11 protein-coding genes and 1 pseudogene are annotated in these 14,304 nt (G+C 70.7%); 5 read left to right on the top strand and 7 right to left on the bottom strand.

The genetic code is table 11. The features are described 5' to 3' along the window. Positions 1-7: 7 nt before the first annotated feature. From IH26_RS0143615 to IH26_RS0143600, 4 genes are all read right to left on the bottom strand, one after another. Positions 8-877 (bottom strand): branched-chain amino acid ABC transporter permease, encoded by an 870-nt coding sequence (locus tag IH26_RS0143615; RefSeq protein WP_030442191.1) that lies wholly within the window; start codon positions 875-877, stop codon positions 8-10. Between the two features lie 63 nt (positions 878-940). Then, the gene (locus IH26_RS0143610; RefSeq protein WP_030442190.1) at positions 941-2,083 is read right to left on the bottom strand and encodes an ABC transporter substrate-binding protein; all 1,143 of its coding nucleotides are present in this window, start codon (positions 2,081-2,083) and stop codon (positions 941-943) included. A 36-nt stretch (positions 2,084-2,119) separates the two neighbouring features. Continuing rightward, complete coding sequence (locus tag IH26_RS0143605; protein ID WP_030442189.1) at positions 2,120-3,835, bottom strand: thiamine pyrophosphate-binding protein; 1,716 nt, start codon at positions 3,833-3,835, stop codon at positions 2,120-2,122. After that, positions 3,832-5,292, bottom strand: coding sequence for an aldehyde dehydrogenase family protein (locus IH26_RS0143600; RefSeq protein ID WP_030442188.1), 1,461 nt, complete (start codon positions 5,290-5,292; stop codon positions 3,832-3,834). Before IH26_RS0143600 ends, IH26_RS0143605 begins: the two co-directional genes overlap by 4 nt. A gap of 195 nt (positions 5,293-5,487) precedes the next feature. Between IH26_RS0143600 and IH26_RS0143595 the strand changes: the two genes are divergently transcribed. The 3 genes from IH26_RS0143595 to IH26_RS0143585 are packed head-to-tail and all read left to right on the top strand — an operon-like array spanning position 5,488 to position 8,171. After that, complete coding sequence (locus tag IH26_RS0143595) at positions 5,488-6,252, top strand: IclR family transcriptional regulator (RefSeq protein WP_030442187.1); 765 nt, start codon at positions 5,488-5,490, stop codon at positions 6,250-6,252. Between the two features lie 33 nt (positions 6,253-6,285). Continuing rightward, positions 6,286-7,437 (top strand): CaiB/BaiF CoA transferase family protein, encoded by a 1,152-nt coding sequence (locus IH26_RS0143590; protein ID WP_030442186.1) that lies wholly within the window; start codon positions 6,286-6,288, stop codon positions 7,435-7,437. Next, positions 7,434-8,171 (top strand): citryl-CoA lyase, encoded by a 738-nt coding sequence (locus IH26_RS0143585; protein WP_030442185.1) that lies wholly within the window; start codon positions 7,434-7,436, stop codon positions 8,169-8,171. Before IH26_RS0143590 ends, IH26_RS0143585 begins: the two co-directional genes overlap by 4 nt. 4 nt (positions 8,172-8,175) lie before the next feature. Here IH26_RS0143585 and IH26_RS0143580 read toward each other — a convergent pair whose 3' ends face one another. Continuing rightward, complete coding sequence (locus tag IH26_RS0143580; RefSeq protein ID WP_030442184.1) at positions 8,176-9,045, bottom strand: shikimate dehydrogenase; 870 nt, start codon at positions 9,043-9,045, stop codon at positions 8,176-8,178. Between the two features lie 113 nt (positions 9,046-9,158). Between IH26_RS0143580 and IH26_RS0143575 the strand changes: the two genes are divergently transcribed. Together IH26_RS0143575 and IH26_RS0143570 are read left to right on the top strand one after the other, a co-directional pair. Then, positions 9,159-9,800, top strand: a complete 642-nt coding sequence (locus IH26_RS0143575) for a TetR/AcrR family transcriptional regulator (RefSeq protein WP_030442183.1) — start codon at positions 9,159-9,161, stop codon at positions 9,798-9,800. Between the two features lie 184 nt (positions 9,801-9,984). Beyond that, positions 9,985-12,414 (top strand): glycogen/starch/alpha-glucan phosphorylase, encoded by a 2,430-nt coding sequence (locus IH26_RS0143570; protein WP_030442182.1) that lies wholly within the window; start codon positions 9,985-9,987, stop codon positions 12,412-12,414. A 376-nt stretch (positions 12,415-12,790) separates the two neighbouring features. Here the strand turns inward: IH26_RS0143570 and IH26_RS0143565 are convergent, their stop codons facing one another. Next, positions 12,791-13,564 (bottom strand): ABC transporter permease, encoded by a 774-nt coding sequence (locus IH26_RS0143565; protein WP_030442181.1) that lies wholly within the window; start codon positions 13,562-13,564, stop codon positions 12,791-12,793. A gap of 80 nt (positions 13,565-13,644) precedes the next feature. Continuing rightward, positions 13,645-14,295, bottom strand: a pseudogene (locus IH26_RS0143560) (ABC transporter ATP-binding protein); the annotation flags it as partial. Between the last annotated feature and the right edge of the window lie 9 nt (positions 14,296-14,304).

Raw genomic sequence — 14,304 nt, 5'->3', positions numbered from 1 at the left:
CGGGGTCTCATGCGCGGTTCACCGTCCGCTCGCCGAACACCCCGGTCGGCCGGATCATGATGATGACCGTGAAGACCAGGAACGTGACCAACTCGGAGTAACCCTGGAAGTGCCCGGCCGCGAACGAGTCGAGGACGCCGATCGCGAGACCGCCGACGATCGCTCCCGGGATGCTGCCGAACCCGCCGAGGATCGCCGCCGCGAAGCCCTTGATGCCGAGCGTGCCGCCGAGCGCGGGATTGACGTACAGCAGTGGTCCGACCAGGCCGCCGGCCAGCGCCGCGAGCCCGGCCCCGATGGCGAAAGCGATCGCGTTCGATCGCCCGACGTGGATCCCGACCGCGGTGGCCGCCTCGTGGTCCATCGCGACCGCCTGCATCGCCGTCCCGCGCTTGGTACGGGACAGGAACAGCACCAGCAGAACGGTCGCGATCGCCGCGATCGCGAGAACCACGAGGTCGTACGTCCGGATGCGCAGCCCGAAGAGCGAAAGCGGCGCGGCCGGCACCGGCGACGGCACCGCCCGCCCGGTGGCGCCCCAGATCATGATGACCAAGGCGTCGAGAACGATCCCGAACCCGATCGTGCCGATCAGCATCAGGTCGAAGTCGCGGTTCTCCAGCGGGCGCAGCACCCGCTCGATCACCAGACCGATCACGGCGGTCACCCCGATCGCCACGACCATCGCGATCGCAAACGGCAACTTCGCGGACAGGTAGAAGGTGGAGGCCAGGTACGCGCCGACGGTGACCACGTTGCCGTGCGCGAAATTGACCAGCCCCATCGTGCGGTAGACGAGCGAGAAGCCGAGCGCGACCAGGGCATAGATGGCGCCCAGGCTGACCCCGCCGACGATCGTCTGAAAGAAGACCTGCATGGCACTCCCGGATGGCCGCGATCCCGGCGCCCGCGAAAGGGCGCCGGGATCCACATCGAGCAACTAGCTGGTGGCCGCTACGAGCTTTCCGTTCGAAATCTTGCCGATCGAGGTGGCGAAGATCCCGACACCCGTGTTGTCGTACGCGAAGTCGCCGAGCAGCCCCTGGTACTTGGTCGCCCGGATGGCGTCGGCCAATGCCTTCCCCGTGGCGACATTGCTGTTCTTCAGTGCGGTCAGCATGATCTGCGCGCCGTCGTACGCCTTCGCCCCGTGCAGTTCCGCGTCCTCGCCGTAGGCCGCCTTGTACGCGTCCGCGAACTTCTTCGAGGCCGGGCTGATGTCGTTGCTCAGATACGGCGAGCTGACGATCGTGCCCTCGACGTTCTGCGCGCCGGCCGTGTTCAGGAAGACCGGCGTGCCCTGCGGCGCCCCGCCCGCGAACGGCGCCGTGATGCCCAGGTCCCGCGCCTGCTTCACGATGAGCCCCGACTCCACCTCCTCGGCGCCCAGGAAAATCAGTTTCGGGCTCTTCTGCCGGATCGCGGTGAGCGCCGCGCTGAAGTCCTTCTGATCGGTCGTGACCACCTGATCGGCGACCGGCGTGACGCTGCGCTTGGCGAGTGCCTTGGTGAACGCGTCGTGCTCGCCCTTGCCGTACGACCCGTTGTTGGTGATCATCGCGATGTTCTTGATGCCCTGCTGATCGACGACGTATTTCGCCAGGGTCTCGTCGTAGGTCGTCGAGGTGGGCCCGTTCAGGAACAGGAACTCGCTGCCGACCGCGACCAGCCCCGGCGACTGGCCGGAGGTGATGTTCGGGATCTGAGCGGTTTTGAGCGTCGGCGCCATGGCGATGGTCACCGCGCTCTCCGCCGTGCCGATCATCGCGAGGTAGCCCTCGCTCTGGATCTTGCGGGCCAGGTTGGTGCCGGTCGTCGGGTCGCCCTGGTCGTCGAAGACGTCGAGCTGGATCTGCCGGCCGTTGATGCCGCCCTGGGCGTTCCACTCGGACACGGCCAGCTTCGCGCCCTTGAGCTCCCAGGCGCCGAGCGAGCTCAGCTGGCCGCTCTGGGCGTCGACGAGAGCGATTTTGATCGGTCCGGTGGTGCTGCCGGAGGACTTCTTATCGGATCCGGGTGCGCTGCAGCCGGCCAGGACGAGGGCCAGGACGGCAAGGGCGTACAGGGGACGGTTTCGCGCCACGTGCGTCTCACCTCAATCTATCGAACTGGGTCTTCTTCAAAATCGGCCCTGGTAGATGTCCGTGATGTTCCAGTGCCCGGGCGTCGGCACCGGTTCGTTGACCATCGGCACGTCGAGCACCGCCGGGCGGCGGTTCTCGATCGCTTTTCGCAGTGCCCCGCCGAGCCCCGCGGGGGTCTCGACCAGGTAGCCGTCGGCGCCACAGGCCCGCCCGTACGCGGCGAAGTCCGGGCTGTACGGCCGGCCCTGCGGATCGGTGAAGTCGCAGCCGTAGCTGCGGCCGAAGAACTTCGCCTGCAGGTCGGAGATCGTGCCGTGGGCCCGGTTGTTCATCACCAGGAAGATCACCGGGAGGCCGCGCTCGACCGCCATCGGCACCGCCGGCAGTTGAGCGCTCATCCCCCCGTCGCCGATCAGCGCGACGACCACCCGTTCGGGCTCGGCGATCTGCACGCCGAGCGCCGCGGCCGGGCCGAAGCCCATCGTGGACGCGCCGCCCGGGGTGATGAACCGCCCGGCGGCGGGCAGCGGATAGCACTGCGCGACGCCGTTCTTGTTCCATCCGACGTCGGTGACCAGGATGGCGTCGTCCGGCAGCGCGGCTCGCACATCGGCCAGGATTCGCTCGGGTCGCAGCGGGAAATTGTCGCTTCTGCCCCGCGAAGCACTGCCGGCGAACAGCGCCTGCCGGGCATTTCCGATTTGTCGCAGCAAGTCCGGCCGGGTGATCCTGCCGTGGGACAGCGAGGCGTCACGGATGGCCGCCACGGCAAGCGAAGCGTCGGCCACCACTCCCATCTCGACGGGGTAGTTGCGGCCGATCTCCGCCGGATCGATGTCGATCTGGATCAACTTCGAGGGCGGAAAACTCCAGGTGTACGCCGGATTCCAGGAACTCGCGTCGGTCTCCGCGAACCGGGTCGCGATCGCCAGCACGAGATCGGCCTTCCGCGCGTACTCATTGGTGATCTCGAGCCCCCAGAACCCGGTCATCCCCAGCACCAGCGGGTGCTCATCGGGCAGCGCGCCCTTCGCCATCAGCGAATGCGCCACCGGGATCTCGAAATGCTCGGCCAGTTCGCGCAGCGCCCGCCGCCCCTCGACGCCGAGCCCGCCGCCGAGGTAGATCAGCGGCCGCTCGGCCGCGGCCAGCAGACCCGCGATCCGCTCACCGTCCGCCGTGGTCAGGCCTGCCTTCGCGGCGTACGCCGGAAGCGGGTACTCGACCGCACCGGGCAACTCCCGGGAGAACACGTCCATCGGCACGTTGAGCAGCACCGCTCCCGGCCGCCCCGAGGTGGCCGTCCAGAACGCGCGCTCGGCGAATCGGGCCAGGTCCTCGGCCCGGTGCACGTGCCACGCCCGCTTCACGAACGGCCGGTAGATCGCCGTCTGGTCGGCGTCCGCGTGCAGGTTGACCTCCTGGTGCGGGTGCCGCCCGTACAGGTAGGAGGGAATGTCGCCGGAGATCGCGACCAGCGGCACCGAGTCGAGCGCCGCGGTGGCCACCCCGGTGACCGCGTTCATCATCCCCGGGCCGACGTGCGTCAGCAGCACGCCCGGCCGCCCGGTGGCGCGGGCGTACCCGTCGGCGGCGTGCGCGGCGGTCTGCTCGTGCCGGGCGATGACGAACTCGATCGAGCTGCGGCCGATCGCGTCGAGCAGGGCGATGTTGGTGTGCCCGCAGGTGCCGAAGACATGCTCGACGCCGTACGCCTCGAGCTGGCGCACCAGGTTGTCGGCGGCGGTCACTGTTCCCCCCAGATGGACATGCCTCGCAGGATCAGCGTCTTGACGACCGTGAAGTCGTCGACCATGCAGCCCGGCGACTCGCGGCCGAAGCCGGAGTCCTTGACCCCGCCGAACGGCACGTGGTCGAGCCGGTAGTTGGAGGTGCCGTTGACGATCAGGCCGCCGACCTCGAGCTCGCGCCAAGCGGTGAGGATCTTGCGGACGTCGGTGGTGAAGATCCCGGCCTGCAGCCCGTAGCGGCTGGCGTTGCAGGTGGCGATGACGTCGTCGAAGTCGTCGTACGGCAGGACCGCGACCAGCGCCCCGAAGACCTCCTGGGTGACCACGGCCGCGTCCGGCGGCGGATCGGCCACCACGGTCGGCAGCAGGGTCGCCCCGTCGTTTCGCCCGCCAGTTGTGATCGTGGCGCCCGCGGCGGCGGCGTCGGCAGCCCAGCCGGCCACCCGCGCCGCCGCCTCCGCGTCCACCATCGACCCGACATCGGTAGCGGGATCGAGCGGATCGCCAACCGTCAGCCCGGCCACTTTATCCGTAAATATTTGGACGAAGTCCTCGAAGCGCGACCGGTGAACATAGATTCGCTGCACCGAGATGCAACTCTGGCCTGAATTGCTGTAACCGGTGCGCGCGCTCAGTTGGGCGGCTTCCGAGATGTCGGCGTCCTCGCAGACGATCGTGGCCGCATTGCCGCCCAACTCCAGGACCAGGCGTTTCGCGCCGGCCGCCCGGGCCACGGCCGCTCCCGTGGCGGCGCTACCGGTGAAGCTGATGACGGAAATTTCCGGCGCCGCGCACAGTGCCGCCCCCACCTCGCCCCCGCCGTGCAGCAACTGCACCGCCTCGACCGGCGCGCCCGCCGCGAGCAGCAGCGCGACCACCGCCGCCGAGACCGAGGGGGCCTGCGGCGGCGCCTTGACCAGCGTCGTGTTCCCGGCCGCGAAGGAGGCGCCGAGCTTGTGCGCGAGCAGGTTGGCCGGCGCGTTGAACGGCGTGATCGCGAGCGCGATCCCGGCCGGCGCGCGGTAGGTGAGCGCCGTGTCGCCGACGCCGCGCTCCCAGCCGGCCACCGGCAGCAGGTCGCCGCCGATCCGCCGGGCCTCGGCCGCGCAGACCGCGAACGTGTCGGCCACCCGGTCCATCTCGCCGAGCCCGTCCCGGACCGGCTTGCCGAGTTCGAGGGCGATCAGCCGGGCGATCCCGGCCCGGTGCTCGGCGGCCAGGCGGGACGCGGCCGCCAGGATCCCGGCCCGGGTGGCCGGCGCGAGGCGGGCCATCCGTTTCGCGTACGCGTGGGCATGCCGGACCGCGGTGGGCACGTCGCCGTCGGCGGCGACCCGGGCGCGACTCACGACGCTCCCGGTGTACGGACCGATCCGCTCGGCCGTCGGACCCGCCGTCAGCCAGACACCACCGAGCAAGGCGGGCGCGTCGGCCGATTTCAGGATCGTTTGCAGCATTCTTCCTCCCCAGGTCCGCTAGATGGACCGTAAGGTGGGCTTCTGGACCGCTGTGTGGACTAGGTGTAACGTACGGGCGACCGCCGGTTCCTCGCAATAGGGCGGGCCGAGAAAGTTACGGTCCGATGAACCGCGCTCGTGAGCGGCAGAATCAGTGCCGCCCGGCAGCCCGGCCGGCGGAGTGAGAGGGGCACCGTGGAAGACAGCTCGGCAACTGGGGTCCGCAGCGTCCAGCGCGCGCTGGACATCCTGTCGCTGCTCACCGAGGAGCGGCCGTCGATCACCGTGCGGGAGGTGGTGGCCGCCACCGGCCTGGCCAAGACCACGGTGATCCGGCTGATCCAGACCCTCGAACAGATGGGCCTGCTCTGGGCCACCAGCAGCGGCTACATGGCCGGCCCGGGCCTGTGGCGGTGGGCGCATCTGGCCCGCAGCAGCTGGGAGCTGCCGCCGGAGACCAAGCGGATGATGCGCGACCTGGCCGCCAAGGACCGCGAGACGGTCAACGTGTACGTGGCCCGGGACATCGTCCGGGTCTGCATCGCCCAGCAGGAGAGCCCGCAGCCGCTGCGGCACGTCGTACACGTCGGCGACGAGCTGCCGATGTGGGGTGGCGCCTCGGCCAAGGTGCTGCTGCGCAACGCCACCCCCGGGCTGCTGACCCGGGTCGCCAGGTCCTCGCCGTACGGCGAACAGCATGTCCGCCGGCTGCAGGAGTGGATCGACGAGGCCACCCACCAGGGCTTCGCGGTCAGTCACGGCGAGCGCGAGGAGGGGCTGAGCGCGGTCGCCGTGCCGGTGCTCGGCCGCGCCGGCACGGTGGTCGCCGCGCTCACGCTCAGCGGGCCGACCATGCGCTTCACCGACGAGCGGGTCGACACCTTCGTCAAGGACCTGACCGAGGTGGCGGGCCGGATGGCCGAGCGCGGCTTCGACCATCCCCTGGGCGCCTCGTTCTGACTCTGTACGTTCCAGCTGGAGGGAGAACCCCGCATGGACCAGAGACCGCTCTCCGGAGTCCGGGTCCTCGACCTGACCAACGTGCTGGCCGGCCCGTACTGCAGCTATCAGCTGATGCTGCTCGGCGCCGAGGTGGTCAAGGTCGAGGTGCCGGGCGTCGGCGACCTGGCGCGCCGGCTCGGCGCCGACCCGGCCCGGAACCGGGCCGGGATGGGCTCCTCCTTCCTCGCGCAGAACGCCGGCAAGAAGTCGGTCGAGCTCGACCTCAAGTCGTCCGCCGGCCGCCAGACCTTCGAGCAGCTGGCGTCCTCGGCCGACGTGCTGCTGGAGAACTTCCGGGCCGGGGTGCTTGACCGCCTCGGGTACGGCTGGGACGTGCTGCACCGGCTGAACCCCGGGCTGGTCTACTGCGCGATCAGTGGCTTCGGCCAGAGCGGCCCGTTGAGCCAGGCCCCAGCGTACGACCAGGTGGTTCAGGGTCTTTCCGGCATGATGAGCATCACCGGTACGCCGGAGACCGCCCCCCTGCGAGTCGGCTTCCCGGTGTGCGACACCGTCGGCGGGCTCTCCGCGGCACTGGCCATCGTCGCCGCGCTGAACGGCCGGCAGCGCGACGGGCGGGGTTGCTTCCTCGACGTGTCCATGCTCGAGACGTCGATCTCCGCGATGGGCTGGCCGGTCTCCAACTACCTGGTCTGCGGCGTCCCGCCCGAGCCGATGGGTGATCAAAACGCCACCGCCGCGCCGTCCGGGACGTTCGAGGCGGCGGACGGCCCGCTGAACATCGCGGCCAACCGGCAGGAGCAGTTCGTGACGCTGTGCGAGCTGCTGGAGCGGCCCGATCTGCTGGACGACCCGCGCTTCGCCGAGCGGGAGGCGCGCCTGGAGTTCCGGGCGGAGCTGAACCGGGAGCTGAACAAGTCGCTCGGGACGCGCCCGGCGGCGGAGTGGGAGCTGCTGCTCTCGGCGGCGGGGGTGCCGGCGGCGCGGATCCTGACCGTCCCGCAGGCGGTCGACCTGCCGCAACTCGACGGGCGGGGGTTCCTGACCGCGCTCGGCGACTTCCGGGTCACCGGGAACGGGGTGCTGGTCGACGGCGAGCCGCTGCGGCCGCCGGCGCCGCCGCCGACGCTCGGCCAGCACAATGCCGACCTGCCGGCGCTGCTGGCCCGGTGGCGGTCGTGACCGCGCCGGAGGTCGCCGCCTGGTGGGCCACCTCGGTGAGCCGGATCGAGCCGGGCGTGATCGAGCTGCGCGGCCGTCCCATCCAGGAGCTGATCGGGAACATCGGGATGGCCGAGCTGATCTATCTGATGCTGCGCGGGGCGCCGGCGCCGGCCGGACAGGCGGCGCTGCTGGAGGCGGCGCTGGTCGCGGGGGCCGATCACGGGCCGCACGCGCCGTCGATCGCGATCGCCCGGATGACGGCGACCTGCGGGGTGGGGTTGAACAGCGCGATCGCGAACGGGGTCAATGCGCTCGGGGACGTGCACGGCGGGGCCGGGCAGCAGTGCCTGTCCCTGCTGGATGAGATCGTCGCCGGGGCGCCGGCCGCTTCGGTGGTCGCGCGGGTGCGGTACTTCCCGGGGTTCGGGCACCGGTTCCATCCGGTCGATCCGCGGCGGGCGCCGATGCTCGCGCTGGTGCGGCGGGCGGTCGACGAGGGGGTCGTGGCCGGGCGGCACCTGGCGGCGGCGCTCGCGGTGGAGGAGGTGCTCGGGCCGAGGGTACCGATGAACGTCGACTGTCTGACCGCGATCGTCTATGGCGAGCTGGGGTTCGAGCCGCCGCTGGCGCGGGGGCTGTTCGCGTTGAGCCGGAGCATCGGGATCCTGGCGCATGCGTGGGAGGAGACGCAGGGCGGCCGCCGGATCAAGGGGCCGATCCCGCCGACGATCCTCCCGGAATACCGCGGCTGACGTCCTAGCCATCGGTGTGTGCCTTGAAGTCGGCGAGCATGCGGTCCACGTCGGGGGTACGGCCGGTGAACAGACGCAAGGACTCGGCCGCCTGATGGACGACCATGCCGCCGCCGTTGAGGGTGCGGCAGCCCGCTTCCCGGGCGGCGCGCAGCAGGGCGGTCTCCAGGGGGCGGTAGACGATGTCGGCCACCCAGAGATCGCGACGCAGGAGGGCGGGGTCGAGCGGCAGGCCGGGGCGGCCCTCCATGCCGACCGGGGTGGTGTTGACCAGGCCGTCGGCGGCTCGGGTCAGCTCGGGCAGATCGCTCAGGTCCGCGGCGGTCGCGTTGGCGCCGCGGGCCCGCAGGCGGCCGGCGAGGCGGTTCGCACGGTCGGCGTCCGCGTCGACGATGGTGAGGTGACCGGCGCCCAGCCGTACGGTCGCGAACGCCACCGCCGCGCCGGCGCCTCCCGCACCCAGCTGAAGCACCTCGTGGGCCGGGGCATCGCCGAGACCGTGCGCGTCGCCCAGACTCCGCCGGAAGCTCTCCGCGAAGCCGTAGTGATCGGTGTTGTGGCCGATCGCGCGGCCGCCGGTGAAGACGACGGTGTTGACCGCGTCGAGATCGGCCGCCTCCGGGGAGAGGTCGTCGAGGTGCTTGACCACCTCCTGCTTGCACGGGTGGGTGATGTTGAGTCCGCGGAACCCGAGCCGGCCGGCCGCCTTGACCAGCTCGCCGACGTCGACCGCGGCCAGGCCTCGCTCGGCCAGGTCGATCAGGTGGTACCAGTAGCGCAGGCCGAGGCGGGCGGCTTCGGCCTCGTGCAGGGGCGGGCTGAGGGACGTCTGGATGTCCGCGCCGATCAGGCCCACGAGACAGGGGTCCGCCATCCCGCCTCCCTAATGTACGAACCGGTACGTTAGTTATCGGCGCCGCACCGACTAAAGTCAAGACCGCTTGCGAGGTCGCTGTTCGCTCGCCCAGGTCGCTATCGAGGAGCCCGATGACCGCCAGCCCGCCGGTGGCACGCCGCCGCGACGCCGAGCGCACCCGCGCCGAGATCCTGGCCGTGGCGACCGCCGAGTTCGCCGACCGCGGCTACGACGGCGCCCGGGTCGACGAGATCGCCGCCCGCACCAGCACGACAAAGCGGATGATTTACTACTATTTCAGTGGAAAGCGGCAGCTGTACGTCGCGGCGCTGGAGGCCGCCTACGCCCGCATCCGCGAGGCCGAACAGCAGGTCAGCGTCGACCACCTGGGGCCGGCCGACGCGATCCGGCGCATCGCCGAGGTGACCTTCGACCATCACGAGGCCAACCCCGACTTCATCCGCCTGGTCAGCATCGAGAACATCCACCGCGCCGAGCACATCACCCGCCTTCCGTCTCTGGTGAAGATCAATACGCCGGCGGTCCTCCTGCTCGACCGGATCCTCTCCCGGGGCCGCGAGGCCGGCGAGTTCCGCGCCGATGTGGACGCGATCGACGTCCACCTGATGATCAGCGCGTTCTGCTTCTTCCGGGTCGCCAACCAGCACACCTTCGGCGCCATCTTCGAACGCGACCTGCTCGACCCGGCCCGCCGAGCCCACTACCGAAAGATGCTGAGCGACATGGTCGTGGCCCACCTCACCACGCTCTGACCGGCCCCAGGCGGCGGCCCCGGCCGGCGCCCCGCACCGACCCTCGACGTCAACCTCACCGTCACCTCCAACCTTCAACCTCAACTTGAGGGTCATACCCGGCTCGCGTCGTAGTGCGCCGGCGCTCGCCGCGGTCACGTACCCGACAACTTCTCGCTACCTGCATGGGGCAGGGTGTGGGGACATGGAGCTTCGAAACGGGATCGGGCTGCGACCGCTGGGAAACACGCCGGCCGAGTTCGAGCAGGACCTGCTGAGCAACCTCTACTACCGGCGCGGCACCACCGTGGAGTCGGCGAGCGCCCAGGACGCCTACGAGACGCTGGCGCTGACCGTCCGGGACCGGCTCGCGGCCCGGCGGGCCCGGACCGCAGCCGCGCATTTCGCGGCCAACCCGCGCTGGGTCTACTACCTCTCCGCCGAGTACCTGCTGGGCCGCCAGCTCGAGCAGAACCTGCTCTACTCGGACACCGGCGACCTCGCGGCGGCCGCGCTCAAGACGCTGGGGCTCTCCCCCGACGAGGTGGAGGAGCTCGACGTCGAGCCCGGCCTCGGCAACGGCGGCCTGGGCCGGCTCGCGGCCTGCCTGCTGGACGCCATGGCCACGCTCGACATCCCCGCGGTCGGCTACGGCATCCGCTACGACTTCGGCATCTTCAAGCAGGCCTTCGCCGACGGCGCGCAGGTGGAGAAGCCGGACGATTGGGCGTTCCAGGGCAACCCGTGGGAGTTCCCGGCGCCGGACGACCGGCAGATGGTCTTCTTCTACGGCCACACCGAGCACGACGCCGACGGCAATGCCACCTGGGTGCCCGGCGAGGTGGTGCTCGGCGAGCCCAGCCACATGCTCGTCCCCGGCTACGGCACCGAGACGGTCAACATCGTCCGGCTGTGGAGCGCCCGGGGCAGCGAGTCGTCGTTCGACCTCTCCCGCTTCTCGGCCGGGCTGTACGCCGAGGCCGTGGCGGAGGCGGTCGAGGCGGAGAACATCAGCAAGGTGCTCTACCCCGACGACAGCACCGAGCTGGGCCGCGAGCTGCGCCTCAAGCAGCAGTACTTCCTGGTCTCGTGCTCGCTGCGGGACATCGTCCGCCGCTTCCGGCTGCGCAATTCCTCGTGGACCGACTTCGCCGACAAGACGGCCATCCAGCTCAACGACACGCACCCCACGCTGGCCATCCCGGAGCTGATGCGGCTGCTGGTCGACGAGGAGCGGCTGTCCTGGAACGAGGCCTGGTCGATCACCCGCGCCACCTTCGCGTACACGTGTCACACGCTGTTGCCGGAGGCGCTGGAGACCTGGCCGGTGGCGCTCTTCGAGCGCCTCCTCCCCCGCCATCTGGAGATCATTTACCTGATCAACGAGGAGCTGCTGGCGGAGGTCCGGTCGCGCTTCCCGAACGACCTCGACCGCGTACGCCGCATGTCGCTGATCCAGGAGGACCCGGAGCGACGGGTCCGGATGGCGAACCTGGCCTGCACCGGCACCAGCGCGGTCAACGGCGTCGCGGAGCTCCACTCCCAGCTGCTGGTCGAGACCACGCTGCGCGACTTCGCCGAGCTGTGGCCGGCGAAGTTCCACAACGTCACCAACGGCGTCACCCCGCGCCGCTTCGTCCGGCTCGCCAACCCCGCGCTCGCCGACCTGATCACCTCGTCCCTGGGCGACGCCGGCTGGATCAACGACCTGGACCGGCTCGATGGCCTCGCCCCGCTGGCCGACGACGCCGAGTTCCGCGCCCGCTGGCGGGAGATCAAACGCGCCAACAAGGTACGCCTCGGCCTCGGCGACCCCGACTCGCTGACCGACGTGATGGTCAAGCGGTTCCACGAGTACAAGCGGCAGCAGCTCAAGCTCCTGCACGTGATCACCCATTACCACCGGATCAAGAACAACCCCGGCGGCTCGTACGTGCCGCGCACGGTGCTCTTCGCCGGCAAGGCGGCCCCCGCCTACCACGCCGCCAAGTCGATCATCCGGCTGATCAACGCCATCGCGACCGTCGTCGACGCGGACCCGGCGGTCTCCCCGTACCTCAAGGTGGTCTTCCCGCCGAACTACAACGTCACGCTCGGCGAGCTGATCATCCCGGCGGCCGACCTGAGCGAACAGATCTCGCTGGCCGGCAAGGAAGCCTCCGGCACCGGCAACATGAAACTGGCCCTGAACGGCGCGATCACCATCGGCACCCTCGACGGGGCGAACATCGAGATCCGCGACCGGGTGGGCACGGAGAACTTCTTCCTGTTCGGCCTGGACACGCCGGCGGTGACCGCGCTGAAGTCGGCGGGCTACCACCCGCGCGACTACTATGCCCAGGACGACGAACTGCGAGCCGCCTTGGACGCGATCTCGGCGGGCGCCTTCGGCGGCGTCGGCCAGGAGGCGGCGGCGTCCCTGCTCGACCGGGACGACTACCTGACCCTCGCCGACTACCGCGCCTACATCGACCGCCAGGCCGAGGTCGACGCCGCATGGCAGGACAAGGACCGCTGGACCCGGGCCTCGATCCTGAACACCGCCCGCACCGGCTTCTTCTCCGCCGACCGCACCGTCCGCGACTACGTCTCGACCATCTGGCACGTGGATCCCGTCCGGGTAACGCGCCCCTGACCCCACCCGGCAGGCGGCCGGCGATACTCCGTCGTCCGGCCGCCGCCCGGCACCAGGGCACCGCCCTCGCGGGACCCGCCACGCCCGGTCGACGGCGGACGCCTCGTCGACCCAACCCTCCCACTCGACCCACGGCCGGTGCTCGGCGCGCCACCCGCGCTCGGCGCGCCACCCGCGCTCGGCCCACCGCCCACGCTCGGCCCACCGCCCACGCTCGGCCCACCGCCCACGCTCGGCCCACCGCCCACGCTCGGCCCACCGCCCACGCTCGACGCGCCACCCATGCTCGACGCGCCGCCGCCTTCCGACGCACAACTCGTGGCCCGTCCGCCTCCCGCGCTCGACGCGTCCCTGGCTCAGCTTCGTGGGTCGCATGTCAGGCGTCCCGGTGCCGAAGAGCGACGTAGCCCGCCAGCAGCGCGGCACCCGTCCAGAGGGCCATGATGCCGAGGCCCAGCCAGGGACCGTAGGGACGGCCGAAGCGTGGATCCCCGGCCGGGCCGGCGAGGTGCATGACAACCATCCCGGCCTGGTCGGGAAGGTACTGCGCCACTGCCTTCACCCTCGGCACGTTGCCCAGGCCCTGCGACCCCAGGAACAGCAGCGGCAGAAGCAGGGCGAGGGTCGGGATCGGCCCTCGCAGCACCATGGCGACGCCGGTGGCGAACAGGTAGATCAGCGTCAGGTAGAGGCAGGCCCCGAGCGCGGCTTCCGGCGCCCCGGCGGACGTGAACGTGGTGCCGTGCGGACCGAGTCCGGCCTGAGCGGCCGCGAAGGTGGCCGGGACGGTCACGAGAGCAACCGCCACGGCCAGCAACCCGCCGGCCAGCACCTTGCCGCCGAAGAACCGGCCACGCCGGGGCACGGCCACCAAGGACGTGCTGATCGTGCCGGTCGAGTACTCGCCGGTGACCACGAAGGCGGCCAGAACGACCAGGGCCAACTGCCCGAGGGTGAGGCTGTAGAAGGTGGCGAAGAGCGGATCGAAGCTTGCCCGCGCCTGCGCGGTCATCCCGTCGAACCCGGCCCGGAAGCTGGACCCGAACAGATAGGCCAGGCCGACGCTGAGCGCCACCGTCAGCACCAGCATCCAGATCGTCGACCGAAGCGAGCGGATCTTTATCCACTCGGCGGTCATCAGCGCGGTCATCGGTGGCCACCCCCGGCCCGGTGCACGGTCCACTCCTCGGTCAGCGACAGGTAGGCCTCCTCGAGAGTGGTGAAGCCCTCGGTCGTGATCAACTCGCCGATCGTGGTATCCATCAGGAGCCGGCCGCGGCCGATGATGACGAGCCGGTCGGCGGTCAGCTCCATCTCGCTCATCAGGTGGCTGGAGATCAGCACCGTGCGCCCCTCGGCGGCGAGGGAACGCATCAGCTCGCGGATCCAGCGGACGCCCTGCGGGTCCAGACCGTTCACCGGCTCGTCGAAGATCAGAACGCCCGGATCGCCGAGCAGAGCCGCCGCGATGCCGAGCCGCTGGCGCATGCCGAGGGAATACCGCCCGACCCGGATGCGGGCCGCCTCGGTGAGGCCGACCCGGTCGAGGGTGTCGACGACTCGGCCCGGACCGATGCCGTTGGTGCGGGCCAGCCAGCGCAGGTGCTCGACGGCCGAGCGACCGGGATGCACCGCGTTCGCGTCGAGCAGCGCGCCGACCTCGCGCAGCGGACAAGGAAAAGAGGAGTAGGAACGGCCGCCGATCAGTACCTCGCCGGCGGTCGGCGCGACCAGGCCGAGCAGGACGCGCATGGTAGTGGTCTTGCCCGCGCCGTTCGGGCCCAGGAAGCCGGTGACCATGCCCGGCTCAACGGTGAAGGAGAGCTCGTCGACGGCCACCGCATCGCGGTACCGCTTGGTCAGCTCGTTGACCTCGATCACGCCGGCCAC

Origin of the sequence: Actinoplanes subtropicus, assembly GCF_000721705.1 — a bacterium.
Classification (GTDB): domain Bacteria; phylum Actinomycetota; class Actinomycetes; order Mycobacteriales; family Micromonosporaceae; genus Actinoplanes; species Actinoplanes subtropicus.
Note: the sequence above shows the minus strand (reverse complement) of the source record. Positions and strands in the feature narration are given on the sequence as shown.

Excerpts from the sequence above, each read along its gene's own strand:
- IH26_RS0143615 (WP_030442191.1), bottom strand. The coding sequence starts at position 877 with ATGCAGGTCTTCTTTCAGACGATCGTCGGCGGGGTCAGCCTGGGCGCC.
- IH26_RS0143600 (WP_030442188.1), bottom strand. The coding sequence starts at position 5,292 with ATGCTGCAAACGATCCTGAAATCGGCCGACGCGCCCGCCTTGCTCGGT.
- IH26_RS0143590 (WP_030442186.1), top strand. The coding sequence starts at position 6,286 with ATGGACCAGAGACCGCTCTCCGGAGTCCGGGTCCTCGACCTGACCAAC.
- IH26_RS0143580 (WP_030442184.1), bottom strand. The coding sequence starts at position 9,045 with ATGGCGGACCCCTGTCTCGTGGGCCTGATCGGCGCGGACATCCAGACG.
- IH26_RS0143575 (WP_030442183.1), top strand. The coding sequence starts at position 9,159 with ATGACCGCCAGCCCGCCGGTGGCACGCCGCCGCGACGCCGAGCGCACC.
- IH26_RS0143570 (WP_030442182.1), top strand. The coding sequence starts at position 9,985 with ATGGAGCTTCGAAACGGGATCGGGCTGCGACCGCTGGGAAACACGCCG.
- IH26_RS0143565 (WP_030442181.1), bottom strand. The coding sequence starts at position 13,564 with ATGACCGCGCTGATGACCGCCGAGTGGATAAAGATCCGCTCGCTTCGG.